Origin of the sequence: Micromonospora pallida (genome assembly GCF_900090325.1) — a bacterium.
In the GTDB taxonomy this organism is placed as follows: Bacteria; Actinomycetota; Actinomycetes; order Mycobacteriales; family Micromonosporaceae; genus Micromonospora; species Micromonospora pallida.
The window spans coordinates 3644303-3670201 of the sequence record NZ_FMHW01000002.1 but is presented as its reverse complement, the minus strand read 5'-3'; the positions used below and the strand labels follow the sequence as shown (position 1 = coordinate 3670201).

Annotated in this window: 19 protein-coding genes and 1 pseudogene; 16 read left to right on the top strand and 4 right to left on the bottom strand. The window is 71.3% G+C overall.

The window, feature by feature from the left end; all coding sequences use genetic code 11:
* Window position 1: 1 nt before the first annotated feature.
* The 8 genes from dnaE (at window position 2) to GA0074692_RS14695 (ending at window position 11377) form a co-directional block, all read left to right on the top strand.
* Complete coding sequence (dnaE, locus tag GA0074692_RS14730) at window positions 2–3532, top strand: DNA polymerase III subunit alpha (RefSeq protein WP_091644934.1); 3531 nt, start codon at window positions 2–4, stop codon at window positions 3530–3532.
* 166 nt (window positions 3533–3698) lie between these two features.
* Window positions 3699–4736, top strand: coding sequence for an aminotransferase class V-fold PLP-dependent enzyme (locus GA0074692_RS14725; protein WP_091644932.1), 1038 nt, complete (start codon window positions 3699–3701; stop codon window positions 4734–4736).
* A gap of 220 nt (window positions 4737–4956) precedes the next feature.
* Window positions 4957–5742 (top strand): ABC transporter ATP-binding protein, encoded by a 786-nt coding sequence (locus GA0074692_RS14720; protein ID WP_091644930.1) that lies wholly within the window; start codon window positions 4957–4959, stop codon window positions 5740–5742.
* Window positions 5729–6421, top strand: a complete 693-nt coding sequence (locus tag GA0074692_RS14715) for an ABC transporter ATP-binding protein (protein ID WP_091644928.1) — start codon at window positions 5729–5731, stop codon at window positions 6419–6421. Before GA0074692_RS14720 ends, GA0074692_RS14715 begins: the two co-directional genes overlap by 14 nt.
* Before the next feature lie 33 nt (window positions 6422–6454).
* The gene (locus tag GA0074692_RS14710; protein ID WP_091644925.1) at window positions 6455–7708 is read left to right on the top strand and encodes an ABC transporter substrate-binding protein; all 1254 of its coding nucleotides are present in this window, start codon (window positions 6455–6457) and stop codon (window positions 7706–7708) included.
* Between the two features lie 7 nt (window positions 7709–7715).
* Entirely contained in the window at window positions 7716–8597 is an 882-nt protein-coding gene (locus tag GA0074692_RS14705) for a branched-chain amino acid ABC transporter permease (RefSeq protein WP_091644923.1), read from the top strand.
* Entirely contained in the window at window positions 8594–9604 is a 1011-nt protein-coding gene (locus GA0074692_RS14700; protein WP_091644921.1) for a branched-chain amino acid ABC transporter permease, read from the top strand. The genes GA0074692_RS14705 and GA0074692_RS14700 overlap by 4 nt, the downstream gene beginning before the upstream one ends.
* 144 nt (window positions 9605–9748) lie before the next feature.
* On the top strand, window positions 9749–11377 hold the full coding sequence (locus GA0074692_RS14695) for an MFS transporter (RefSeq protein ID WP_091644918.1): 1629 nt from the start codon (window positions 9749–9751) through the stop codon (window positions 11375–11377).
* An 11-nt stretch (window positions 11378–11388) separates the two neighbouring features.
* Here the strand turns inward: GA0074692_RS14695 and GA0074692_RS14690 are convergent, their stop codons facing one another.
* Complete coding sequence (locus tag GA0074692_RS14690) at window positions 11389–13308, bottom strand: helix-turn-helix domain-containing protein (RefSeq protein WP_091644916.1); 1920 nt, start codon at window positions 13306–13308, stop codon at window positions 11389–11391.
* A 14-nt stretch (window positions 13309–13322) separates the two neighbouring features.
* Window positions 13323–14105 (bottom strand): 3-hydroxybutyrate dehydrogenase, encoded by a 783-nt coding sequence (locus tag GA0074692_RS14685; RefSeq protein WP_091644913.1) that lies wholly within the window; start codon window positions 14103–14105, stop codon window positions 13323–13325.
* A 241-nt stretch (window positions 14106–14346) separates the two neighbouring features.
* Here GA0074692_RS14685 and ruvC point away from each other — a divergent pair, with 241 nt between their 5' ends.
* The 8 genes and pseudogenes from ruvC to GA0074692_RS14645 all read left to right on the top strand — a co-directional run.
* Window positions 14347–14874: a crossover junction endodeoxyribonuclease RuvC gene (ruvC, locus tag GA0074692_RS14680; RefSeq protein ID WP_091644911.1), complete on the top strand. Its 528-nt coding sequence runs from the start codon at window positions 14347–14349 to the stop codon at window positions 14872–14874.
* Complete coding sequence (gene ruvA, locus GA0074692_RS14675) at window positions 14871–15473, top strand: Holliday junction branch migration protein RuvA (RefSeq protein WP_091644909.1); 603 nt, start codon at window positions 14871–14873, stop codon at window positions 15471–15473. The genes ruvC and ruvA overlap by 4 nt, the downstream gene beginning before the upstream one ends.
* A 25-nt stretch (window positions 15474–15498) precedes the next feature.
* Entirely contained in the window at window positions 15499–16563 is a 1065-nt protein-coding gene (gene ruvB, locus GA0074692_RS14670) for a Holliday junction branch migration DNA helicase RuvB (RefSeq protein WP_091644907.1), read from the top strand.
* Between the two features lie 136 nt (window positions 16564–16699).
* Complete coding sequence (gene yajC / locus GA0074692_RS14665) at window positions 16700–17044, top strand: preprotein translocase subunit YajC (protein WP_091644904.1); 345 nt, start codon at window positions 16700–16702, stop codon at window positions 17042–17044.
* A 208-nt stretch (window positions 17045–17252) separates the two neighbouring features.
* Entirely contained in the window at window positions 17253–19154 is a 1902-nt protein-coding gene (secD, locus tag GA0074692_RS14660) for a protein translocase subunit SecD (RefSeq protein WP_176738452.1), read from the top strand.
* A 1-nt stretch (window position 19155) separates the two neighbouring features.
* Window positions 19156–20343, top strand: coding sequence for a protein translocase subunit SecF (gene secF / locus GA0074692_RS14655; protein ID WP_091644899.1), 1188 nt, complete (start codon window positions 19156–19158; stop codon window positions 20341–20343).
* Window positions 20344–20453: 110 nt separating this feature from the next.
* Window positions 20454–21017: an adenine phosphoribosyltransferase gene (locus tag GA0074692_RS14650; protein ID WP_091644896.1), complete on the top strand. Its 564-nt coding sequence runs from the start codon at window positions 20454–20456 to the stop codon at window positions 21015–21017.
* A 528-nt stretch (window positions 21018–21545) separates the two neighbouring features.
* Window positions 21546–23825, top strand: a pseudogene (locus tag GA0074692_RS14645) (RelA/SpoT family protein); the annotation flags it as partial.
* A gap of 95 nt (window positions 23826–23920) precedes the next feature.
* Here GA0074692_RS14645 and GA0074692_RS14640 read toward each other — a convergent pair.
* Together GA0074692_RS14640 and GA0074692_RS14635 are read right to left on the bottom strand one after the other, a co-directional pair.
* Window positions 23921–24757, bottom strand: a complete 837-nt coding sequence (locus GA0074692_RS14640; protein WP_091653472.1) for a peptidylprolyl isomerase — start codon at window positions 24755–24757, stop codon at window positions 23921–23923.
* 58 nt (window positions 24758–24815) lie between these two features.
* Window positions 24816–25706, bottom strand: coding sequence for a peptidylprolyl isomerase (locus tag GA0074692_RS14635; RefSeq protein ID WP_091644891.1), 891 nt, complete (start codon window positions 25704–25706; stop codon window positions 24816–24818).
* Between the last annotated feature and the right edge of the window lie 193 nt (window positions 25707–25899).

Genomic DNA, 25899 nt, shown 5'->3' with positions numbered 1-25899 from the left:
TATGGCCGACTCGTTCGCGCATCTGCACGTGCACACGGAGTACTCGATGCTCGACGGTGCGGCCCGGCTCAAGGACCTCTTCTCCGAGGTGGCGCGGCAGGGCATGCCGGCGGTGGCGATGACCGACCACGGCAACATGCACGGCGCGCACGACTTCTACAAGCAGGCGATGGCCGCCGGGGTCACCCCGATCCTGGGTATCGAGGCGTACGTGGCGCCGGAGTCGCGGTTCCACAAGCAGCGGGTGAAGTGGGGTCGGCCGGAGCAGAAGAGCGACGACGTCTCCGGTAGCGGTGGGTACACCCACAAGACGATCTGGGCGCGGAACAAGACCGGCCTGCACAACCTCTTCACGCTCACCTCGAAGGCGTACACCGAGGGGTTCTTCGTCAAGTGGCCGCGGATGGACACCGAGCTGATCGCCGCGCACGCCGAGGGCCTGATGGCCACCACCGGCTGCCCGTCGGGTGAGGTGCAGACCCGACTGCGGCTGGGTCAGGACGCCCAGGCCCTCGAGGCGGCGGCGAAGTACCAGGAGATCTTCGGCCGGGAGAACTACTTCCTGGAGCTGATGGACCACGGCCTGGACATCGAGAAGCGGGTCCGCGACGGGCTGCTGGAGATCGGCAAGAAGCTGAGCATCCCGCCGGTGGTCACCAACGACTCCCACTACACCCACGAGGCCCAGGCCGAGTCGCACGACGTGCTGCTCTGCGTGCAGACCGGCAGCAACATCGCCGACCCGAACCGGTTCAAGTTCGGCGGCAGCGGCTACTTCATCAAGTCCGCCGAGGAGATGCGCGGGGTCGACGGCTCGGACATGTGGCTGGAGGGCTGCCGGAACACCCTGCTGGTGGCCGAGAGGGTCGACCCGGCCGGGATGTTCGAGTTTCACAACCTGATGCCGCGCTTCCCGGTCCCGGAGGGGGAGACCGAGGAGTCCTGGTTCCGCAAGGAGACCTTCAAGGGGCTGGCCCGCCGTTTCCCGGGCGGCGTTCCGGAGGGGCACGTCGTCCAGGCCGAGTACGAGCTGGGCGTCATCATCCAGATGGGTTTCCCGTCGTACTTCCTCGTGGTCGCCGACTTCATCCAGTGGGCGAAGAGCCAGGGCATCGCGGTCGGACCGGGCCGTGGCTCGGCGGCCGGCTCGCTGGTCGCGTACGCGCTGGGCATCACCGACCTGGACCCGATCCCGCACGGCCTGATCTTCGAGCGGTTCCTCAACCCCGAGCGGGTCTCGATGCCGGATGTCGACATCGACTTCGACGAGCGTCGGCGCGGTGAGGTGATCAAGTACGTCACCGACAAGTGGGGCGAGGACAAGGTCGCCCAGATCGCCACCTTCGGCACGATCAAGGCGAAGGCCGCGATCAAGGACTCGGCCCGGGTGCTCGGCTACCCGTACGCGGTGGGCGACCGGATCACCAAGGCGATGCCCCCGGCGGTGATGGGCAAGGACATCCCGCTGTCCGGCATCTTCGACCCGAAGCACCCCCGGTACGCCGAGGCCGGCGAGATCCGGGGCCTGTACGAGTCCGACCCGGACGTCAAGAAGGTCATCGAAACGGCCAAGGGCATCGAGGGACTGATCCGGCAGACCGGTGTGCACGCCGCCGGCGTGATCATGTCGGCCGAGCCGATCATCGAGCACATCCCGCTGATGCGCCGGGACTCCGACGGGGTGATCATCACCCAGTTCGACTACCCGACGTGCGAGTCGCTCGGGCTGTTGAAGATGGACTTCCTCGGCCTGCGGAACCTGACGATCATCGACGACGCGGTCAAGAACATCCAGCTCAACCACGGCAAGGACCTCGACCTGCTGGGCCTGGAGCTGGACGACAAGGCCGCCTACGAGCTGCTCGCCCGGGGCGACACCCTGGGCGTGTTCCAGCTCGACGGCGGGCCGATGCGGTCGCTGCTGCGGATGATGAAGCCGGACAACTTCGAGGACATCTCCGCCGTCCTGGCGCTCTACCGGCCCGGCCCGATGGGCGTGGACTCGCACACCAACTACGCGCTGCGCAAGAACAACCTCCAGGAGATCACCCCGATCCACCCGCAGTTGGAGGAGCCGCTGCGGGAGATCCTCGCCCCCACCTACGGCCTGATCGTCTACCAGGAGCAGGTGCAGCGCGCCGCGCAGATCCTCGCTGGCTACAGCCTCGGCCAGGCCGACCTGCTCCGCCGGGCGATGGGCAAGAAGAAGAAGGAGATCCTCGACAAGGAGTTCATCCCGTTCCGGGACGGCTGCCGCGAGCGCGGCTACTCCGACGAGGCGATCCAGGCGGTGTGGGACGTGCTGGTCCCGTTCGCCGGCTACGCCTTCAACAAGGCGCACTCCGCCGCGTACGGGCTGGTGTCCTACTGGACGGCGTACCTCAAGGCGCACTACCCGGCCGAGTACATGGCCGCGCTGCTGACCTCCGTCGGCGACGACAAGGACAAGATGGCGCTCTACCTGTCCGAGTGTCGCCGGATGCGGATCCAGGTCCTGCCGCCGGACGTGAACACCTCGGCCGGACCGTTCACCCCGGTCGGCAAGGAGATCCGCTTCGGTCTCGGCGCGGTGCGCAACGTCGGCGCGAACGTGGTCGCCTCGATCATGCGCTGCCGGGAGGAGAAGAGCGAGTACACGGACTTCTACGACTTCCTGTCCAAGGTCGACGCGGTGGTCTGCAACAAGAAGACCATCGAATCGCTGATCAAGGCGGGAGCGTTCGACGCGCTGGGCCACCCCCGCAAGGGCCTGCTCGCCGTGCACGCGGAGGCGATCGACGCGTACGCCGACGTCAAGCGCAAGGAGGCGGTCGGTCAGTACGACCTCTTCGGGGCCGGGTTCGGGGACGCCGAGACCACCAGCACCACCGTGATGCCGGTGATCGGCGAGGGCGAGTGGGACAAGCGGGACAAGCTCGCCTTCGAGCGGGAGATGCTCGGTCTCTACGTCTCCGACCACCCGCTGTTCGGCCTGGAACACGTCCTCGGCGCGGCGGCGGACTGCACCATCGCGGCGCTGTCCGAGGAGGGCTCGGTGCCCGACGGCGCGGTGGTCACCCTCGCCGGCATCCTCTCCGGCGTCCAACGTCGGGTCACCAAACAGGGCCGGGCGTGGGCGTCGGCCACCCTGGAGGACCTGGCCGGTGGGGTGGAGACGCTGTTCTTCCCCAACACGTACGAGGTGATCGGCCAGTACATCGCCGAGGACGCGATCGTGGTGGTCAAGGGGCGGGTGGACCGCCGCGACGACACGCCACGGATCATGGCGATGGACATGCAACTGCCGGACATCACCAGCAACCCGGACAGCAAGCCGGTCACCCTGACCATCCCGGCGCACCGGTTGACGCCGCCCCTCGCGGAACGACTCAAGGAGACCCTGGTGCTGCACCCCGGGGACGCCGAGGTGCACGTCAAGCTCCTCCGGAGCAGCACGATCGAGACGTGGCGGTTCGGGCTGTTCCGGGTGGCGCCGACCACCGCGCTGATGGGTGACCTGAAGAGCGTGCTCGGCCCGGCAAACGTGAGCTGACCACCGCGGACCGGCGGGGCCGGCGGGCCGGCGTGAGCTGACCACCGTGGGCCGGCGGGGCCGGCGTGAGCTGACCACCGTGGGCTGGCGGGGCCGGCCGTGCCGGGAGCCAGGGACCGTCAATTGGCTGTGACCGAGTCGTGATCACGCGGCTAGCGTCGGAGTCATGGATCTGGACGAGGCACGGAAGCTGTGGCATCCGGAGCCCGGTTGGCTGAACACGGCCAGTTACGGGCTGCCGGCCGAACCGACCTGGACGGCGCTCCAGGAGGCGCTGGCCCAGTGGCGGGTCGGACGCAATGCCATCGAGTTGTGGAACGAGTCGGCCGAACGGTCGCGGGCGGCGTTCGCCCGGCTGGTGGGCGTACCGGCCGGGGACGTGGCGATCGGGAGCACGGTGTCCCAGCTGTTGGCCCCGGTCGCTGCGGCGTTGCCGCCGGGGGCGCGGGTGGTGGTGCCGGAGGTCGAGTTCATCAGCAACCTCTTCCCCTGGCTGGCGCAGGCCGAGCGGGGTGTCGAGGTGCGGACGGTGCCGCTGGAGAAGCTTGTCGACGCCATCGACGACGGCACCGACCTGGTCGCGTTCAGCCTGGTGCAGTCCGCCGACGGCCGGATCGCCCCGTACGACGAGATCGTGGCCGCCGCCCGCGCGCACGGTGCACTGGTGTCGGTCGACGCCACCCAGGGCTGTGGCTGGCTGCCCTTCGACGCCCGCCGGGCCGACGCGGTGGTGGTCGGGGCGTACAAGTGGCTGACCGCCCCGCGCGGCGTGGCCCTCGGCTACCTGGCGCCGGGGTTGCGGGACCGGATGCGACCGGACGCCGCCGGCTGGTTCGCGGGCGGGGACCCGAACGGCTCCTACTACGGGCCGCCACTGCGTCTGGCCGACGACGCCCGGCGGTTCGACATCTCCCCGGCCTGGTTCTGCTATGTCGGCGCGGCCCCCGCGCTGGAACTCGTCGCCGAGATCGGGGTGCCGGCGATCCGGGACCACGACGTGGCCCTGGCCAACCGGTTCCTCGACGGTCTGGGGCGTCCGCCCGGGGAGAGCGCGATCGTCACGGTCGACGTCCCCGGGGCGGAGGAGAAGCTGGAGCGGGCCGGAGTACGGGCGGCGGTCCGCGCCGGACGGGTCCGGGCCTCCTTCCACGTCTACAGCTCCGAGGAGGACGTGGACCTCGCCCTGAACGCGCTTGCCGGCTGATGGCGACCGGTGGCATCCCCACATGTCAATGGGGTGCTCCGCCGACGCATTGACGATCCGGGCCCGTTCCTCATGGTGGACGGGCCCGGGTGATCGGGCCCGAATGTATGGGACATCGACATAGTTAGAGACATCCGCCTCGCCGTAGGTTTCCTGCACGCGACGATCCTGTGACCGTGGTCACCGGACCGGTCGTCGCCGTTGATCTGCGGAGGGTGCGATGGCTGGGCAGGGACTGCTGTCGGCGCGGGGGCTGACCCGGGACTTCCGGGGCTTCCGGGCCGTGGACCAGGTCGACCTGGACGTCGTCGAGGGCACCGTGCACGCCCTGGTCGGGCCGAACGGCGCCGGCAAGACCACCCTGTTCAACCTGCTCACCGGCTTCCTGCGGCCCAGTGACGGACGCATCCTGCTGGACGGACGGGACATCGGTGGCCTGCCGCCGGAACGGGTCGCCCGACTCGGTGTCGCCCGGTCCTTCCAGATCACCAGCCTCTTCCCGCAGCTCTCCGCCCGCGAACACGTGGCGCTGGCGTTGCAGAGCCCCAGCGGGCTGGGCTGGCGGTTCTGGCGATCGGCGCGTCTGATGAGCCGCTACACCGCCCGGGCCGACGAGCTGCTCGCCGAGGTCGGGCTCGCCGACCTGGCCGAGACCCCCGCCGACGCCCTCGCGTACGGGCGTAAACGGGCCCTGGAACTGGCCATCGCCCTCGCCCTCGACCCCCGGGTGCTGCTGCTCGACGAGCCGACCGCTGGGATGGGCCTCGAGGACGTCGACCGCACCGCCGAACTGATCGCCCGGGTCCGCGCCGGCCGGACCGTGGTGATGGTCGAACACAACATGAGCGTGGTCGGTCGGCTGGCGGACACCGTCACCGTGCTACAGGCCGGCAAGGTCCTCGTGGAGGGCCCGTACGAGCAGGTCCGTGCCGACGAACGTGTGATCACCGCCTACCTGGGAGCCGCCCATGGAGCGACGGACGGAGCGACCGATGCTGCGCGTTGACGACCTGTCCGCCTGGTACGGCGAGGCGCAGGTGCTGCGCGGGGTGAGCCTCACCATCGACGCGGGCGAGGTGGTCACCCTGGTCGGGCGCAACGGGGCCGGCAAGTCCACCCTGCTGCGCTGTGTGATGGGGCTGCACGCCGGTCGCAGCGGCACGATCACCCTGGACGGCCGGGACGTCGATCGGCTCCCGGCACACCGTCGGGCCCGGCTGGGGCTGGGCTGGGTCCCCGACGACCGGGGCGCGTACGCCACGCTCAGCGTCACCGAGAACCTGACGCTGCCGCCGAAGGTGGGCCCCGACCCCTGGCCGTTGGAGCGGGTGTACGAGGCGTTCCCCGCTCTGTACGCCCGCCGCGACTCGGCCGCCACCCAGCTCTCCGGCGGCGAGCAGCAGATGCTCGCCCTGGCCCGGGTGCTGCGGATGGGCGCCCGGCTGCTGCTCTGCGACGAGCCGACCGAGGGCCTCTCCCCACTGCTGGTGGGGCAGGTCGGCGAGATCCTGCGGCAGGCCAAGCAGCACGGGGTGACCGTGCTGCTGGTCGAGCAGAACCTGCACTTCGCCACCGGCGTCGCCGACCGGCACTACCTGCTGGCCGAGGGACGCATCGTGGAGGCGATGGACAACTCCGAGGTGCGCTCGCGGGAACGCGAGCTGCTGTCGTACCTCGGCATCTGACAACTGAGCCGCGCGGCGTGCGCGGATGGAGGGATGACCATGCGCAGGACCGTGGGAGTGGCCGCCGTGTCGGCGGCCGCGTTGCTGGTGGCCGGCTGCGGTGGGGGACCGCAGTCCTCGGGCGACGGCAAGCTCAGCGGGGACAAGATCGTGCTGGGCGTGCTCAACGACCAGTCCGGTGCCTACCTCGAGCTGTCCGGCAAGAACTCGGTGAAGGCCGTGGAGATGGCCATCGCCGACTTCAAGAAGAAGCACGGCGACGACGCGGTGACGAAGGACATCACCGTGGAGACCGCCGACCACCAGAACAAGCCGGACATCGCCAACACCAAGGCGAACGAGATGTACGACCGCAAGGCCGTGGACCTGATCCTCGACGTGCCGACCTCGTCGGCCGCCGAGAAGGTGGCCGACGTGGCGAAGGAGAAGAAGAAGCTCTACTTCAACATCGGCGCGGCCACCACCACGCTGACCGGCGCGAAGTGCAACAAGTACACGTTCCACTACGCGTACGACACGTACATGCTGGCCAACGGCACCGGCCGGAACACCACCGAGCAGGGCGCGAAGAACTGGTACGTGCTCTACCCGAACTACCAGTTCGGGCAGGACATGGAGCGTAACTTCTCCAATGCGATCACTGCGGCCGGCGGCAAGGTGCTGGCGAAGGACGCCGCGCCGTTCCCGAACACCAGCGGCGACTACTCGACGTACCTGCTGAAGGCCCCTGGGCTGAACCCGAAGCCGGACGTGCTCGGCACCATGCAGGCCGGCGCCGAGCTGGTCAACGTGGTCAAGCAGTACAACGAGTTCAAGCTCCGGGAGAAGGGCGTCGGCCTGGCGGTCGGGCTGATGTTCCTCACCGACATCCACTCGCTCACCCCGGACGCGTTGGCCGGCACCACCTACACCGACGCCTGGTACTGGAACTTCGACCAGCAGAACCGGGAGTTCGCCGACCGGTTCAAGGCGGAGACCGGGACCCGGCCCACCTTCGCGCACGCGGCCAACTACTCCGCCGCCACCCAGTACCTGGAGGCGGTGCAGGCCGCCGGCACCGACGACGCGGACACCATCGTCAAGGAGCTGGAGGGCAAGACCATCAACGACGTCTTCCTCCGTAACGGCAAGATCCGCGCCGAGGACCACCGGGTCGTGCACGACGCCTACCTCGCCCAGGTCAAGCCGGGTGCCGAGGTCACCGAGGAGTGGGACTACGTGAAGATCCTCAAGACCATCCCGGCGGCGGAGGCGTTCGCGGCCCCGTCCCCGGACTGCCGGATGTGACGTCGCCGTGACCGGCTTCCTCCTAAACACGTTCAACGGGTTGGTGAGCGGGGCGTTCTACGCCCTGCTCGCCCTCGGGCTCGCGGTCATCTTCGGCATGCTGCGGGTGGTCAACTTCGCGCACGGCGCGTTCTACATGCTCGGCGCGTTCGGGGCCTACGTGCTGCTCAGCGAGGCCGGGGTGCCGTTCTGGGCGGCGCTGGTGATCATGCCCGTCGCGCTGGGGCTGCTCGGCATGCTGCTGGAACGGGCCTTCATTCACCGGCTCACCCGACTCGACCCGCTGTACAACTTCCTGCTCACCTTCGGCCTGACGCTGATCCTCCAGGACCTGGTGAAGCTCCGGTACGGCGCGCAGTCCAGCCCGTACACCACCCCGAAGGAACTGAGTGGCTCGGTCGACTTCGGACTGTTCGACTTCCCCACCTACCGGGTGTTCATCCTCGGCTTCGCGGTGGCCGTCTGCGTCGCCGCGTGGTGGCTGCTCGGCCACACCCGGATCGGCATGGTGGTTCGGGCCGCCACCGAGCGTCCCGAGTTGACCCGGGCGTTCGGTATCGATGTCGGCAAGTGGATCACGCCGGTCTTCGGCTTCGGGATCGCCCTGGCCGGGCTGGCCGGGGTGCTCGCCGCGCCGATGCGGGCGGTCAACCCGCTGATGGGCGCGGACCTGATCATCGTGGTCTTCGCGGTGGTGGTGATCGGCGGTCTCGGCTCGATCTTCGGCTCGGTCGCGGCCGGCTTCGGCATCGGGCTGATCCAGGCATGGGGCGAGGCCTACCTGTCGGACTGGCCGATCGTCGCCCAGACGACCGTGTTCATCGTGATGGCCGTGGTGCTGCTCTGGCGTCCGGCCGGGCTCTTCGGCCGAGAGGAGGCCCCGGCATGACCACTGTGGTCGACAAGGAGCCGAGTGCGAAGCGCACCCCCTCCGCCCTGGCCGCCGTCGCCCGTGCCCCCCGCTGGGCCCAGTACGCACTGCTTGCCGTCGGTTTGCTGGTGGCGGTCCTGCTGCCCTTCGGTCTCTACCCGCCGGTCGCGGTGGACATCCTCTGCTGGGCGCTGTTCGCCGTCTCGGTGGACCTGCTGCTCGGCTACACCGGGCTGATGTCCTTCGGGCACGCCGCCTTCTGGGGCACCTCGGCGTACGTCACCGGGCTGGTCGCCATCAACGCCGGCCTGCCGTTCCCGGCGGCGGTGCTGCTCGGCGCGCTCGCCTCGGCGGTGCTCGCGGTGCCCATCGGGTACCTGGCGGTGAGCCGTACCGGCATCTACTTCGCCATGGTCACCCTGGCGTTCGCGCAGATGGTCTACTACATCGCCAACGAGTGGCGCTCGGTCACCCGGGGCGAGAACGGTCTGCAGAGCGTGCCCCGGGAGTTTTTCGGGCTCGACCTCACCGACGACTTCTACTACTACTACGCGGCGCTGCCCATCGTGCTGCTCGGGCTCGCCGCCGCCTGGCGGATCGTGAACTCGCCCTTCGGTCGGGTGCTGGTCGGCATCCGGGACAACCCGGCCCGCGCCCGCGCGCTCGGCTACCCGGTCCGCCAGTACAAGCTGACCGCGTTCGTCCTCTCCGGCTTCATCGCCGGGCTGGGCGGCGGCCTGTTCGCCATCGGACACCGGTTCGTCTCGCTGGAGACCCTGCACTGGACCACCTCCGGCAAGGCGGTGATCGTCGTGGTGCTCGGCGGGATCGGCACGCTCTGGGGCGGGGTGCTCGGCGCGGGCATCCTGGTGCGGCTGGAGGACTGGCTGTCCTTCTCCGGCTTTCCGGCGATCAACCTGGTCACCGGGACCATCTTCGTGCTGGTCGTGCTCCTGTTCCGGCGCGGCATCTGGGGCAGTGTGGCGGCGCTGGCCGCCCGTTGGCGCCCCGGCCGCCGCGAGTGACGGGCTCCGCCCGACCGTCTCGGGAACCGCCTCTGAGCAGGAAAAACCTGCTCAGAGGCGGTTCCCTGTCGGTGGTCGGGCGGCCTAGGCTGGGGACGGGATCCGACCGCGCCGCCCCCGGCAGGATCGCAGGGGAGGCGTGCCGTGCCGGCGTACGCGAACACCGGGCACCCGAGGCGGTGGCCGATCCTCGGGGTGACCGTGGTCAGCCTGCTCCTGGTGGTCATGGACACCACCATCCTCAACGTCGCCCTGCGCACCCTGGCCGATCCGGTGCACGGCCTCGGCGCGAGCCAGGCCGAGCTGGAGTGGGCGATCAACTCGTACACGCTGGTCTTCGCCGGGCTGCTGTTCACCCTCGGAGTGCTCGGCGACCGGTACGGCCGGCGGCGGTTCCTGCTGGCCGGGCTCGCCGTCTTCGGGCTGGGTTCGCTGCTGTCGGCGTACGCCCAGGAGCCGGCGCACCTGGTCCTGGCCCGGGCGGTGATGGGCCTCGGCGGCGCGGCGATCATGCCGGTGACCCTGTCGATCATCGCCACCGTCTTCGACCCCCGGGAACGCCCCCGGGCGATCGGGTTCTGGTCCGCCTCGGTCGGGCTCGCCGTGGCGGCCGGCCCGATCCTCGGTGGCGTCCTGCTGGAGCACTTCTGGTGGGGGTCGGTCTTCCTGGTCAACGTGCCGGTGGCGGTCGCCGGTCTGGTCGCCGGGGCGCTGCTGGTGCCCGAGTCGCGCGATCCCCGTCCCGGCCGGATCGACCTGCCCGGCGTGGGGCTCTCCGTGGTCGGCCTGGTCACCCTCACCTGGGGTGTGATCGACGGCGGTGAGCACGGCTTCGACCGCCCGGTGGTCTGGGCGGCGGTGCTCAGCGGCCTGGCCGTGCTGGTCGCGTTCGGCTGGCACGAGCGGCGCACCGAGCACCCCGCGCTGGACGTGCGACTGTTCCGGATGCCCCGGTTTGCCGCCCCGGTGGCCCTGGTCGGCCTGGTCTTCTTCGCCGGGTCGGGGGTGATGTTCGTCAGCGCGTTCCACCTGCAACTGGTGCGCGGCCACTCGCCGCTGCACACCGGCCTGCTCTACCTGCCGCTGGCCCTGGCCCAGCTTGTCCTCGCCCCGCGCAGCGCCACCCTGGTCCGCCGGTACGGCGCCCGGGTGGTCTGCGGCGGCGGACTGGGCCTGGTCACGGTCGCGCTGGCGGGCTGGGCCCTGGTCGACGCGGCCACCCCGATCTGGGTGATCGCCGTGCTGCTCGGGGTCCAGGGCGTGGGCATGGCGCACATCACCGCCCCGGCCACCGAGTCGGTCCTGGCGGCGCTGCCCCGCCAGCGGGCCGGCGTCGGTTCGGCGGTCACCAACACGGTCCGGCAGGTAGGCGCGGCCCTCGGGGTCTCGGTGCTCGGCGCGGTGCTCGCCGCGGTCTACCGGGCCCGGGTCGCGCCGGCCACCGGGGAACTGCCCGACGGGGTCCGGGAGGCAGCCGAGGGGTCCCTTGCCGGGGCGTACGGCGTCGCGCCCGGGCTTGGCGCGGACGCCACCGCCCTGCTGGCCACGGCGGACCGGGCCTTCGTCACCGCCATGCACTCGGTGGCGCTGCTCGCCGCCGCCGTGGCCGGTCTCGGGCTGCTGGGCATGCTGCGCTGGCTGCCCGGCCGCTCCGTCGTCCCGACCGGGACAGATCACTCCGACCCGGCCGCGAGTGGTGGTTCCGGCCCGCCCGGGAGCAGCGGTTCCGAGCCGCCCGGAACCGGCCGGTCCGAGCTGGCGGGGGCCGGATAGCCGGGTCTGGCTCAGCGGCCCGGGTCGCGGAGCCGGTGCAGACGGAGCGCGAGCTGCACCTCCAGCGCCCGCTCCGGCTTCTGCCAGTCCGGGCCGAGCAGTTGCCCCACCCGTTCCAGCCGCTGGGTGACCGTGTTGACGTGCACGTGCAGCTGTTCCGCCGCCCGGGCCAGGCTCCCGCCGACCCCGAAGTACGCCTCCAGGGTCTTCACCAGCGCGGTGCCCCGCCGGGCGTCGTAGTCGACCACCGGGCCGACGGTGTCGGTGAGGAACCGGGACACGTCCCGGTCGCCCCGGTCGCCGACCGCGCCGAGCAGCAGCCCGACGAAGCCCAGCTCGGCGGTGCTTGCGCCCTGGCCGATCCGGCCCAGCGCGCCGAGGGCGGTCAGGCAGCGGTCCGCCTCCCGGAACGTCGCCGCCAGCGACGCCGGCCCGCGCGCCGGTCCGCTCGCCCCGGCGGTCACCGGCCGGCCGGTCACCCGGGACAGGTCCCGGGCCACCGCCCGGGCCGCGGCGCCGGCGTCCTGGCCAGGCAGCATCAGTACCACCCGCCCGTCGCGCGCGGCGGCCAGCCCACCCCGGGTCGAGGCGTACGTGGTGGCCCAGGAGACCACCCGCTGCCGGGCCGAGCCGGTCGACGCGAACGCGTCGTCGCCGACCGCCACCAGCACGTGCGCGGCGTCCAGGTCGACGCCGAGCCGTCGGCCCCGGCTGTGCAGCGCCTCGGCGTCGCTCAGTGGCCGGGCGATCAGGTCGTCGAGCAGCTCACCCCGGACCCGACCCTCCGCCTCGGCGACGGTCCGCCGGAACAGCAGCAGCAACGCGGTGACCAGGGCGGCCCGCTCTAGGATGCGCTGGTCGGCGTCGACCAACTCGTCCTCCGGGCGCAGCACCAGCGCGCCGAGGTTCTCCGCGCCGGCGACCACGGCGGCGTACCAGAGCCGGCCCCGCCGCACGCTGCGTCCTTCGGTCCGCGACGCGGCCACCGCCTCCACCATGTCCGAGCGGTCCGGCTCGTCGATCTCACCGACCCGGGCCAGCAGCCGCCCCTCGGCGTCCAGCGCCAGCAGCGCCCCGCCGAGCACGTCGGTGACCGCCGCCGCGACGTCCTCCACCCCGCCGCCGCGCAGCACCAGCGCGGTCATCCGGTCGTGGGCCGCCGCGGCCCGCTCCACCGAGGTGCTGTGCGCCCGGATGGTGGTGTTCGCCGTCGACAGTTCCTCCAGCGCCGCCCGGGTCTCGGCGAGCAGCCGGGCGGTGTCGATGGCCACCGCGGCGTGCGCGGCGAGCGAGACCAGCAGGGCCACCTCCTCCCGGGCGAACGGCCGGGCGGAGCGGTTCGCCGCGTAGAGCACCCCGATCGAGGTCGAGCCGAGCCGCAGCGGCACGCCCAGGATCGCCACCAGGCCCTCCTCACGCACCCCGGCGTCGATCTCGCCGGTGTGGTGGAAGCGGTCGTCCTCGGAGTAGTTGGCGGTCACGTAGGGGGTGCCGGACTGGGCCACCAGACCGCCGAGCCCGGCTCCTATCGGCAACCGCAGCCGCTGGAACCGGGCGGAGACCGACCCGTCGGTGACCCGCATGTACGTGTCGCCCCGGTCGTCGTCGTTGAGGGTCATGTACGCGACGTCCGCGCCGAGCAGGTTCCGGGCCCGGTGCACGATGGCCCGCAGCACGTCGTCGGAGTCCCGCAGCCCGGCCAGGTCACTGGCCGTGTCGTACAGCCCGGACAGCTCGATCTCGCGGCGGCGGCGCCGTTCCAGCAGCGCGCGTACCCGCAGCGCCAGCACCTTCGCCTGCTCGAGCTCGGCGATCTGGTTGGCGGGCAGCCCGGCCGAGCGCGCGGCGACCAGCGGTCCCTCGAACTCGACGGCCGCGGCCTCCCGGGCGAGCAGTTCCAGGAACTCGATCGGCGACGACATGAGCGACATTGTGCTGGTCACCCCTAGTTGGCCGTCCAGCCCCCGTCGAGGGCGATTGAAGATCCGGTGATGAACGACGCCGGCGGGGAGCAGAGATAGGCGATCAACTCAGCGACCTCCTCCGGCTCGATCAGCCGTTTGATCGCCGCCCGGGCCAGCATGATCTTGTCGATCACCTCGTCCTCGCCGATGCCGTGCCGGGCCGCCTGCTCGGCGATCTGACTCTCCACCAGCGGGGTCCGCACGTACGCCGGGTTGACGCAGTTGGCGGTGACCCCGTGCGCGGCGCCCTCCAACGCGATGACCTTGGACAGGCCCTCCACGGCGTGCTTGGCCGACACGTACGCCGACTTGTACGCCGAGGCCCGCAGCCCGTGCACCGAGGAGACGGTGATGACCCGTCCCCAACCCCGGGCGTACATGTGCGGCAGCGCCCGCCGGACGATCCGGAACGGCGCCTCCACCATCACCCGGTGCAGGTGGGCGAAGCGTTCGACCGGGAACTCGGCGACCGGGGCCACGTGCTGGAGGCCGGCGTTGTTCACCACGATGTCGACGTCGGTGTCGAGCCGTTCGACCGCCTCCGGGTCGGCCAGGTCGACGCCCTCGGCGCGCCCGCCCGCCTCGTCGGCGACCTCCTTGGCCGCCTCGACGTTGACGTCCACCACGTGCACCGTCGCGCCGGCCGCGGCGAGTCGCAGGGCGCATGCCCGGCCGATACCACTGCCACCACCGGTAACCAGCGCGGTACGACCGGTGAGGTCGACCTGGACAACGTGGGGGAACGCCACGGGTTCAGCCGTCATGGCGCAGAAGTTACGAGTTGTGTGCCCCACGGCACATGGTTGCTCCGCACATACTCCACGGCCCGGCTATGTGGGACTGACGCTCCGTCGTTTCGCGCCCGCAGCGCCCGGGTGTCCCGCCGGTGGCCGGACCGTCCCGCCGGCGCTGTCGGACGCCCGGCGTGTCCGGAGGTGGTGGCCGTCGGGACGACCAGTAGGGTGTCGAACACACGTACTGCTGGCGGCTCGGGGAGGAGACGGCGTGCGGGTGCTGGGCGTCGACCCGGGGCTGACCCGGTGCGGGGTCGGCGTGGTCGAGGGCGTGCCGGGGCGGCCCTGCACGCTGGTGGCGTACCACGTCGTGCGCACCGACCCGGACGACGAACTGCCGCGCCGGCTGCTGCTGCTCGACCGGGCGCTCACCGAGCTGGTCGCCGAGCACCGGCCGGAGAGCGTCGCCGTGGAACGGGTGTTCAGCCAGCACAACGTCCGTACCGTGATGGGCACCGCCCAGGCCAGCGGGATCGCCGTGCTGGCCGGGGCGCGCGCCGGCCTGCCCGTGCAGACGTACACGCCGAGCGAGGTGAAGGCGGCGATCACCGGCTCCGGCCAGGCGGACAAGGCGCAGATGACTGCCATGGTGACCCGGCTGCTGCGGCTGGCCGAGCCGCCGAAGCCGGCCGACGCCGCCGACGCGCTGGCCCTGGCCATCTGCCACATCTGGCGGGGCGGCACCCGTTCGAAGCTGGCCGCCGCCGCCGACCGGGTACGACGAGGAGGAGCGCGATGATCGCCAGCGTGCGCGGCACGGTGACCGCGACCGGTCCGGACCACGCGGTGGTGGAGGTCGGCGGGGTCGGCCTCGCCGTGCAGTGCGCCCCCGGCACCCTCGCCGAGCTGCGGGTCGGCCAGGAGACCCGGCTCGCCACCAGCCTGGTGGTCCGGGAGGATTCGCTCACCCTCTATGGCTTCGCCGACGACGACGCCAAGGCGCTGTTCGAGCTGCTCCAGACCGCCAGCGGGGTCGGCCCCCGGCTGGCTCAGGCGGTGCTGGCCGTGCACACCCCCGACGGGGTGCGCAAGGCCATCGCCAACGGCGACACCGCCGCGCTGACCCGGGTGCCGGGCATCGGCAAGAAGGGCGCCGAGCGGCTGGTGCTGGAACTGCGGGACCGGATCGGCCCGGTGGCCGTCGGACCGGACGGCGCGGCCGGGGTGACCAGCGGCGCCTGGCCCGAGCAGGTCCGGCAGGCACTGGTCGGGCTGGGCTGGACGGCGGGCCAGGCCGACCAGGCGGTGGCCGCCGTGGCGGAGACCGTGGACGGCCCGACCCCGCCGGTGCCGGTCCTGCTCAAGCAGGCGATCCGACTGCTGGGCCGGACCAGGTGACCGACGCCCGGGGGGAGGAGACAGCGTGACCGACAACGGCCTCGTCTCGGCGTACGTCCAGGACGCGGAGCGGGACCTGGAGGTGAGCGTCCGGCCGAAGCGGCTCGACGAGTTCATCGCCCAGGACCGCGTCCGCGACCAGCTCGACCTGCTGCTCAAGGGGGCGATGCGGCGCGGTTCCCCGCCGGACCACATCCTGCTCTCCGGGCCGCCCGGCCTGGGCAAGACCAGCCTGGCCAACATCGTCGCCGCCGAGCTGGGCTCGGGCATCCGGGTGACCAGCGGCCCGGCCATCGAACGCTCGGGCGACCTGGCGGCGATCCTGACCAGCCTCGCCGAGGGCGACGTGCTCTTCATCGACGAGATCCACCGGATCGCCCGGCCGGCGGAGGAACTGCTCTACAGCGCGATGGAGGACTTCCGGGTCGACGTGGTGGTCGGCAAGGGTCCCGGCGCGACCGCCATCCCGCTGGACGTGGAGCCGTTCACCCTGGTTGGCGCGACCACCCGGTCGGGCCTGCTGACCGGGCCGATGCGGGACCGCTTCGGTTTCGTCGCCCACCTCGACTTCTACTCCCCGGCGGACCTGGAGACCCTGCTGCACCGCTCGGCCCGCATCCTCGGCGTACCGATCACCGACGACGGCGCGGCCGAGATCGCCGGCCGCTCCCGGGGCACCCCCCGGATCGCCAACCGGCTGCTGCGCCGGGTCCGCGACTTCGCCGAGGTTCGGGCCGACGGCGTGGTCACCGTGGAGACCGCCCGGGCCGCCCTGACCGTGTACGACGTGGACGCGCTCGGGCTGGACCGGCTGGACCGGGCGGTGCTGACCGCGCTGGTCGACTCGTTCCGGGGTGGCCCGGTCGGGCTCTCCACCCTCGCCGTGGCGGTCGGCGAGCAGCCGGACACGGTCGAGGAGGTCTGCGAGCCGTTCCTGGTCCGGGCCGGCCTGCTGGCCCGCACGCCCCGGGGCCGGGTGGCGACCGAGGCTGCCTGGCATCATCTGGGGCGTATCCCGCCGAATGGTACATTTGGCGGGAGCGCCCCTCCCGTGCCCGATCTCTTCTCCGTCGAGCCCGATCAGCCGTGATGCGAACGTGATCCGAGCTGCGTTCGGCGTTCTCAGGTGCAGGGATTAGACTCGCCGCGGTCTGTACAGGACGTGAGAACACGCCTCCGCTCCGGCGCCCCCCGTCGGACGGGTGGCCAATGGGAAGGTCTTTACCGTGCTTTACGCAGCAGAGGGCGGTGGGGGAGCCGGCGGTCTGACGCCGATCCTGATGATCGCTCTGCTCTTCGGCGTCATGTACTTCATGATGATCCGCCCCCAGCAGAAGCGCCGCAAGCAAGCCGAGGCCATGCAGTCCGCGCTCGGCCCCGGCGACGAGGTGGTCACCATCGGCGGGCTGTACGGCACGGTCACCGGCGTCGACGACGACACCGTCCTGCTCGAGGTCGCCCCCGGCGTGCAGACCCGGTACGCCCGGCCGGCCATCGCCCGGGTGGTCACCCGCGCGGAGCAGAGCGAGCCGACCGAGCAGGTCACCGAGGACGCCGACGTCAAGGAGTGAACGCGTGCCCCACGGGGCAGCGCGCGGATCGAAATAAGTGGATAGTAGGTCGGCGTCGGTGTCGACCCGGACGGACGCGACGGCGGGCCCTGGCCAGCTTCCCCGCCCGGGCCGACACCGACGTCCACCCCAACACGTGGCCGGATCCCCGGCCTGACCCCCGCCGCCTTGCACCAGCGGCGCGACCGCACAGGGAGACAGGACAGCCGTGGCACCACCTCAGGGACAGATGCGGCCGGGACGGCAGCTCGCCGTGCTCGGCGTCATCTTCGTCGTCCTCTATCTTTTGGTGTTCTTCGCGGGCGGTGCCAGCGGTGGCTGGAAGGACCGGCTCGAGCCCAAGCTCGGCTTGGACCTGATCGGCGGCACCCGGCTCACGCTGGAGGCGACCAACAGCGTCGACGGCCGTCCGCCGACCGCGGAGAGCCTCGAGGAGGCCCGGAGCATCATCGACAACCGGGTCAACGCGCTCGGTGTCGCCGAGGCCGAGGTGGTCACCGAGGGCGACCGGAACATCGTCATCTCGCTGCCCGGTGAGAACCGGGACCTGAGCGAGGTGGGTAGCGCGGCCGAGCTGCGGTTCCGCAAGGTGCTCAAGGTCGCCGACGGTAGCGGCGCGGCGGCCACCCCGCCGACGGCCGCCCCCGCCCCGTCCGGCAGCGCCGCGCCGGCTCCGTCGGGCAGCGCCACGCCGGCCCCGTCCGGCAGTGCCGCCCCGAAGGTCAGCGCCTCGCCGAGCACCGGCGGCCAGGGTGGCGGCGCGCCGGCCCCGTCCGCCAGCGCCAGCCCCGCCCCGAGCCCGTCGGCCAGCGCCCCCGCCTCGCCGAGCCCCGAGCCGGTGCCGCAGGGTATCGAGGAGCAGCGCAAGGCCGTCGAGCAGAAGGTCGGCGCGGCCGCCTGGCAGGCCGCCAGCGGCCTACAGGCCCCGGCCGACGTGAGCGCCGACCCGGCGCTGGCCGAGCGGCTCACGCCGTTCGGCACGCTGACCCCGCGCGAGGTGGCGGTGCTCCCGGCGACGATGCAGTTCAACGTGCCGACGATCACCTGCGAGCAGCTCGACAAGCGGCCGGCCGGCTCGATCAGCGACCCGAAGCAGCAGGCGGTGGCCTGCGAGGCCGGCGCCAAGTACCTGCTCGACCAGGCCAAGGTGCAGGGCACCGACGTCGACGACGCCGACCCGGCGCTCGACCAGACCGGCCAGTGGGTGGTCAGCCTGAACTTCACCGGCCCCGGCCAGGAGAAGTGGACGGCGCTGACCCGGGAGGCGTTCAACAACGAGGGGCAGGCCTGCGACGCCAGCGCGCTCGGCCAGGACGGCAAGTGCCGGGTGGCCGTGGTGCTCGACAACGCGGTGATCTCCTCCCCGGAGATCCAGGGCGTGCTGACCGGTGACTCGCAGATCAGCGGCAGCTTCAACAACAGCACCGCCAGCGACCTGGCCAGCACGCTGCGCTACGGTGCCCTGCCGGTGACCTTCGAGCCGCAGGAGCAGCAGAACGTCTCCGCCACCCTGGGCGAGAGCCACCTGCGGGCCGGTCTGCTCGCCGCCGGCATCGGCATGCTGCTGGTCATCATCTACGCGTTCTTCTACTACCGGCTGCTCGGCTCGGTGATCTTCCTGAGTCTGGTGCTGTCGGCGCTGCTGGTCTTTGGCGCGCTGGTCTTCCTCGGCCGCCAGATCGGCTTCACGCTGACCCTCGCCGGCATCGCCGGCATGATCGTCTCGCTCGGTGTGGCGGCGGACTCCTTCGTCATCTACTTCGAGCGCCTCAAGGACGAGATCCGTGAGGGCCGCAGCCCACGCAGCGCGGTGCCCCGCGCCTGGATCCGGGCCCGCCGGACGATCATCTCGGCGAACGCCATCACCATCCTGTCCGCCGTGGTCCTCTACATCGTCTCGGTCGGCGCGGTGAAGGGCTTCGCCTTCGCCCTGGGCCTGGCTACCGTGCTCGACCTCGTGGTGGTCTTCCTCTTCCGGCACCCGATCATGGCGATGTTCGCCCGGACCCGGGCGTTCCTGTCGCCCCGGGTCAGCGGCCTCGGCCGGGTGCTTCCCGCCAAGGGTGCCGAGCAGCCGACCACCCGCAACCAGCGTGTCAAGGAGGCCTGAGATGGCTCGTAGTGGTCTGGCCACCCGGCTGTACCGGGGCGAGGCTGGTCTCGACGTCGTCGGCCGCCGCAAGCTCTGGTTCGGCGTCGCCGGGGCGCTCGTCCTGCTCGCCGTGCTCAGCTTCCTGGTGAGCGGCTTCAAGCTCGGCATCGAGTTCAGCGGCGGCAACTCCTTCCAGGTGCCGGCGAGCGTCGGCACCCTGGAGCGCGCCGAGGCGGTCACCGAGGAGGCGCTCGCCAGCGCCGGTGGTGGCGCCGAGCTGGTCACCGCGCAGGAGGTCGGTGGCCCGAGCGGCAACTTCTACGAGATGCGTACCTCGGAGCTGGACGCCGGCGAGGCCGAGGCGGTCAAGGTCGCACTGGCCGGGGACCTCGGCCTGAACGCCGACCAGATCAGCACCAACCGGGTTAGCTCGGCCTGGGGCGGCCAGGTCACCTCGCGGGCCCTCCTCGGTCTGGTGATCTTCATCGCCCTGGTGACGGTCTACCTGGTCCTGCGGTTCGAGTGGCGGATGGCCGCCGCCGCGGTCGGCTCGCTCTTCCTCAACCTGGTGCTCACCTCGGGTATCTATTCGGCGGTCGGCTTCGAGGTGACCCCCTCGACGGTGATCGGCTTCCTCACCATCCTCGGCTTCGCCCTGTACGACGTCGTGGTCGTCTTCGACAAGGTGCAGGAGAACGTCCGGGGGATCACCGCCAACAACAACCAGACGTACGGCGAGGCGGCCAACCTGGCGGTGAACCAGAGCCTGATGCGGTCGCTGAACACCTCGGTGGTCGCGCTGCTGCCGGTCGGTGGTCTGCTCTTCATCGGTGCCGGCCTGCTCGGCGCGGGCACCCTGAAGGACCTCGGCCTGGTGCTCTTCGTCGGTATGGCGGTGGCCTTCCTGACCTCGATCCTGGTGGCCACCCCGCTGTTGGTGGTGTTGAAGAACCAGGAGCCCCGCATCCAGGCGCACAACAAGCGGATCCTGGCCCGGCGCGGCGCGATCGCCCGGGGCGAGGTCACCCCGAAGGGGACGGCGAAGTCCACCGAGGGGGGCGAGGAGTCGGTCGACCCGGAGACCGCGGCGCTGGCCGGCGCGGCCCCGAAGGTTGGTGCCCGACCGACCGGCAAGCGGTCGACCGGTGCGCGCGGTGGCCGGCCCACCGGCGGCAGCGGCAACCGGCCCGGCGGCAAGCGCCGCTGACCCGGGCGGGTGGGGCGGCGCACGCCCCACCCGCCGACAACTGACGTGACGGCGTCCTTCATGCTGTGCGAGCAGCATTGAAGGACGCCGTGTCGTTGAAGGGGACAATCGTGACGGAAACCCACACCGGGGTACGCGGCGACAGCGGTGCCGCCGTCGCCGAGCTGGTGGCCGGTCGGGTGCTCGACGTACCGGACTTCCCGAAGCCCGGGATCATGTTCAAGGACCTGATGCCGCTCTTCGCCGACGGTGCGGTCTTCCGCGAGGTCGTCGACGGGATCGTCGCCCACCACGGGCGCGAGTCCTTCGACGTGGTGGTCGGCATCGAGGCGCGCGGGTTCGTGGTTGCCGCCGCCATCGCGTACGCCACCGGTGTCGGGGTGGTGCCGGTACGCAAGGCAGGCAAGCTGCCCCGGGCGACCCACTCGGCCTCGTACGCGTTGGAGTACGGCGAGGCGACCCTGGAGGTGCACCAGGACGCGTTCACCGCCGGTCACCGGGTCCTGGTGGTCGACGACGTCCTCGCCACCGGGGGCACCGCCGAGGCCACCCTCGACCTGGTCGAGCGGGCCGGGGGCACGGTGGCCGGATTCACCGTCCTGATGGAGTTGGCCTTCCTCGGCGGCCGGGAGCGGCTGGCCCCGCGTCCGGTCCATGCCCTGCTGACCGTTTGATCCGACAGCCGTCGGACGGACCCGGCGCGGGCCCTCCGGCGGAGCGGCACACCAGGTCCCCGGCGGGTAGCATTGCCCTTTGCTGACCGGGCGGGGCGACCCGCCGGCGGCACCAGCACGGCGCCCGCCCGGAGACGGGCGGGTGGCCGGAGCGCCAGCCGGTGACGGCGGCGCGAGCAGAGCAGACGCGAACAGCGTAAAATTGCCGGCCCCGGTCGGCCTGGAGTAAAATCGCCGGCCCCGGTCGGCGGCGTACCCGGTCGACCGGTTACGGTCGGCTCTTTCCGGCGAAGGGTGAGGAGGCCGGTGTCCTACGATGTCGTTCCTCCGGTGGAGGGCACGGTGCATCCGACAGGCGACGCGGACAGCTCGGCGACCGACCGGACCGGCCTCGGTCCGGCCCGACCTTCCGGTAACGGCAGCGCTCCGACCGGCGTCGGTGAGACCGGCCTCCCGGCGGCCCCGAACGGCGACGGCCCGGCGCCCCTGGGCGCCCCGCTGCTGGCCGACGACCCGAACGACCTCCCGCCGGTGGGTGGGTTCGCCCTGGCCAACGCCCCCACCGGTCGACGGGTCCGGGCCCGGCTGGCCCGGTTCAACGCGCCCTGGCAGACCTCCCAGGTCAGCGAGGTGCTGGAGCCGCTGATCTCCACCCACCGGGAGAACCACCCCAAGGCCGACGCCCGCCTGCTCCAGCGTGCCTTCGACATGGCCGCACGGTGGCACTCCGGGCAGTACCGCAAGTCCGGCGACCCGTACATCACCCACCCGCTCGCGGTCGCCACCATCCTGGCCAACCTCGGCATGGACACCACCACCCTGGTGGCGGCGCTGCTGCACGACACCATCGAGGACACCGAGTACACCCTCGACCAGATGAAGGTCGACTTCGGCGGCGAGGTCGCGCTCCTGGTCGACGGGGTCACCAAGCTCGACAAGGTCAAGCTCGGCGACGCCGCCAAGGCGGAGACCATCCGCAAGATGGTGGTCGCCATGGCGAAGGACCCCCGGGTGCTGGTCATCAAGCTCGCCGACCGGCTGCACAACATGCGTACCCTCACCTTCCTGCCCCGTCCGAAGCAGGAGCAGAAGGCCAAGGAGACGCTGGAGATCCTGGCTCCGCTGGCCCACCGGCTGGGTATGAACACCATCAAGTGGGAGTTGGAGGACCTCGCCTTCGGCACGCTGTTCCCGAAGCGGTACGAGGAGATCCAGCGCCTGATCGGTGAGCACCAGCCGCAGCGGGAGGCCCTGCTCAAGCAGGTGACCCAGAAGGTCGGCACCGACCTCAAGGCCGCCAAGATCAAGGCGGAGACCACCGGTCGGCCGAAGCACCTGTACTCGATCTACCAGAAGATGATCGTGCGGGGGCGGGACTTCAACGACATCTACGACCTGGTCGGCGTGCGGATCCTGGTCGACACGGTGCGGGACTGCTACGCCGCCCTGGGGGTCATCCACGCGAACTGGCAGCCGGTGCCCGGCCGGTTCAAGGACTACATCGCGATGCCCAAGTTCAACATGTACCAGTCGTTGCACACGACGGTCATCGGGCCGACCGGCAAGCCGGTCGAGATGCAGATCCGCACGTACGCCATGCACCGCACCGCCGAGTTCGGTATCGCCGCGCACTGGAAGTACAAGGAGCACAAGGGCACCCAGATCGTCGGTCCGCCCGCGCACATCGACGAGATGACCTGGCTCCGGCAGCTGCTGGACTGGCAGCGGGAGGCGGCCGACCCGAGCGAGTTCCTCGACGCGCTGCGCTTCGACCTGTCCAGCCAGGAGGTGTACGTCTTCACCCCGAAGGGTGACGTCATCCCCTTGCCGACCGGGTCGACGCCGGTGGACTTCGCGTACGCGGTGCACACCGAGGTGGGGCACAAGTGCATCGGAGCCCGGGTCAACGGCAAGCTGGTGCCGCTCGAGTCGACGCTGTCCAACGGCGACGTGATCGAGATCTTCACCTCGAAGTCCGACACGGCCGGCCCGACGCAGGACTGGCTCGGCTTCGTCAAGAGCCCCCGGGCGCGGACGAAGATCCGGCAGTACTTCAACAAGGAGCGGCGCGAGGAGGCGATCGAGGCCGGCAAGGACGCGATCGTCAAGGCGATGCGCAAGCAGGGCATGCCGTTGCAGCGGATGCTCACCTCCGACGCGCTGATGACGATCGCCCGGGACCTGCACCTGGCCGACGTGGCCTCGCTCTACGCCGCGGTGGGGGACAGCCAGGTCTCCGCGCAGTCGGTCGTGCAGCGGCTGATGGCCGCGTACGGCGGCGAGGAAGGCGCGGTCGAGGACATCGCCGAGACGGCGGTGGCGACCCGTCCGCCCCGCAGCCGCGCCGCCAGCAACGATCCGGGCGTGGTGGTCCGGGGCGTCAGCGACGTCTGGATCAAACTGGCCCGCTGCTGCACCCCGGTCCCGCCGGACTCCGTCTTCGGGTTCGTCACCCGTTCCGGCGGGGTGAGCGTGCACCGGGACGACTGCGCCAACGCCGAGGACCTCAAGGCGCAGGTCGAGCGGGTGGTCGAGGTCAGTTGGAAGCTCACCTCCGCCTCCACGTTCCTGGTCGCCATCCAGGTCGAGGCCCTCGACCGGCACAAGTTGCTCGCCGACGTGACCCGGGTGCTCTCCGAGGAGCGGGTGAACATCCTCTCCGCCACCGTCACCACCACCCGCGACCGGGTGGCGGTGAGCCGGTTCAGCTTCGAGATGGCCGACCCCAAGCACCTCGGACACCTGCTGGCCGCCGTCCGTAAGGTCGACGGCGTCTTCGACGCGTACCGGGTGACCTCGGGCGCCTGACCCCGTCGAAACGGGCCGGTCACGTCGCCGTCCCCACGGACACGAGAACGCCCGCCGGGTTGACCGGCGGGCGTTCTCGTGGAAGGCGGGTCAGCTCACTTCTGGATCTCGCTCATGGTCAGCTTCTTGATGACGACCTCCTTCTTCGGGTGGCCGCCACCGGCCTGCTGGCCGAAGGCGTTGTCGTGCCCGGCCGCGCCGACCTGCTTGACGATGTCCATGCCCGAGGTGATCGTGCCGAGGACCGTGTAGTCCGGGCTGAGCTGCGAGTCGCCGTACACGATGAAGAACTGGCTGCCGGTGCTGGCCGGCTGGCCGGAGTTGGCCATCGCGATGACGCCCTCCGGGTACGGCGGACGCTTGTCGGTGGGCAGGTTCTCCTCGGCGAACCGGTACTGCGGGCCGCCGGTGCCGTCGGTCTCCCGCCAGCCCTTGCCGGTGGCGCTCGGGTCGCCGCACTGCAGCACCTGCAGCCCCTCGGTGACCAGCCGGTGGCACTTGCTGTTGTCGAAGAAGTTCTTGCTGGCCAGGTGGGTGAAGCTGGCCGCCGTGCAGGGCGTGTCGGCAAGGTTGACCTTGGCGGTGATCGGCCCCAGGTTGGTGTCGATCGTCATGGTCTGGGTACCGACGTTCGGCTGCTGGCTGCCAGGCAGGCCGACGTCCTTGACCTGCGGCGTGCGCTGCTCGGCGGGCGCCTCGTCCCAGACGCAGAGCGAGGTGCCGGCGGGCGTGGCCGTCGTGTCGCTGCTCTCGTCGTCACCGAGGCTCGCGACGAGCCACACCGTGCCGGCGACCACGAGCAGCAGGGCCGCCCCCGCCCCGACGATCGCCTGCGTCTGCCGGCGCCGACGGGCCTTGGCCGCACGCTCGGCCATCTCCCGCTCGAGTCGGGCCCGCGCCGCCGCGCGCTGCCGCTCTCTGGTGGACGTCACGGTCACTCCTCGTATGTCTCGGCGGTCAGTTGCCGCGAAGGTGCTGTGGACCGGCCGGTCAGCCGGCGGACGGGGTCGCCGACGGTGCAGCGGCCGGGCTGCTCGGCGCGGGCGCGGGCGTCGCCGCCGGCGTCGTTGCCGGTTCACCGACGGTCAGGCTCTGGATCACCACGTCGGTCTTCGGCTTGACCTTCGCCCCCGACCCATTGTCCACGGTCTCCAGGGTGCCGACCTTCTCCACCACGTCGAGCCCGCCGGTGACCTTTCCGATGACCGAGTACGCCGGCTCCGCCGGGTTGAAGTCCTTGAAGAAGATCAGGAACTGGCTGCTGTTGGCGCCCGGCGGGCTGGCGATCATCGCCACGGTGCCCTTCGGGTACGCCGGCGGCTGGTCCGCGGCCGGGCTGGGCGACGGCGCGGCGGCGGGGACGTTCTCGTCGTAGAACGAGTACGTCGGGCCGCCGAGGCCGGTGCCGCTCGGGTCGCCGCAGCGCAGCGCCCCCTCGGTGGTGATCTCGTGGCACGTGGTGTTGTCGTAGAACGAGCGGCCCGCCAGGTGCGAGATGCTCGCCGCGGCGCACGGCGCCCCGGCCAGGTCCAGCTCGACGGTGATCGGGGCGCCCTGGTTGGTGGTGACGGTCATCGCCCGGGTGCCGGAGGTGGGCAGGCCCGTGGTCGCCGGTGTACCGACGTCCTTCAGGTTGCTGTTGGCCTCGGCGTTCTGCGGCGTCCAGGCGCAGACGTCCGCCTCGGCCAGGTTCTCCTCCGGGTCCCGGTCGAAGCCGCCGAGCGCCCAGACCGAACCGACCACGACGAGGGCGAGCACCACCCCCGCGCCGACACCCGCCTGGATCTGGCGGCGGCGCTTGGCGCGGGCGGCCCGGCGGGCCATCTGCCGGTCGAGCTTCTCCCGTGCGAGCCTGCGCTGCCGGTCCCTGCTGGAAGCCACCCGCGCTCCCCTTCCTCTACCCTGGTCGTCATGGCGGACGGGCGCCGGGCGCCGCCGGGCGCAAGTGCGCCACGCCACACGCCCGCCAGAGTGTACGGGTACCGGCTGGGAATGTGGTGTACCAGGTCGGTCAAGGGGTCTATCGTCACCTTTCACTGGTCGTGTGGCCGTGCCCACCGGGGGTGGCCGCGAC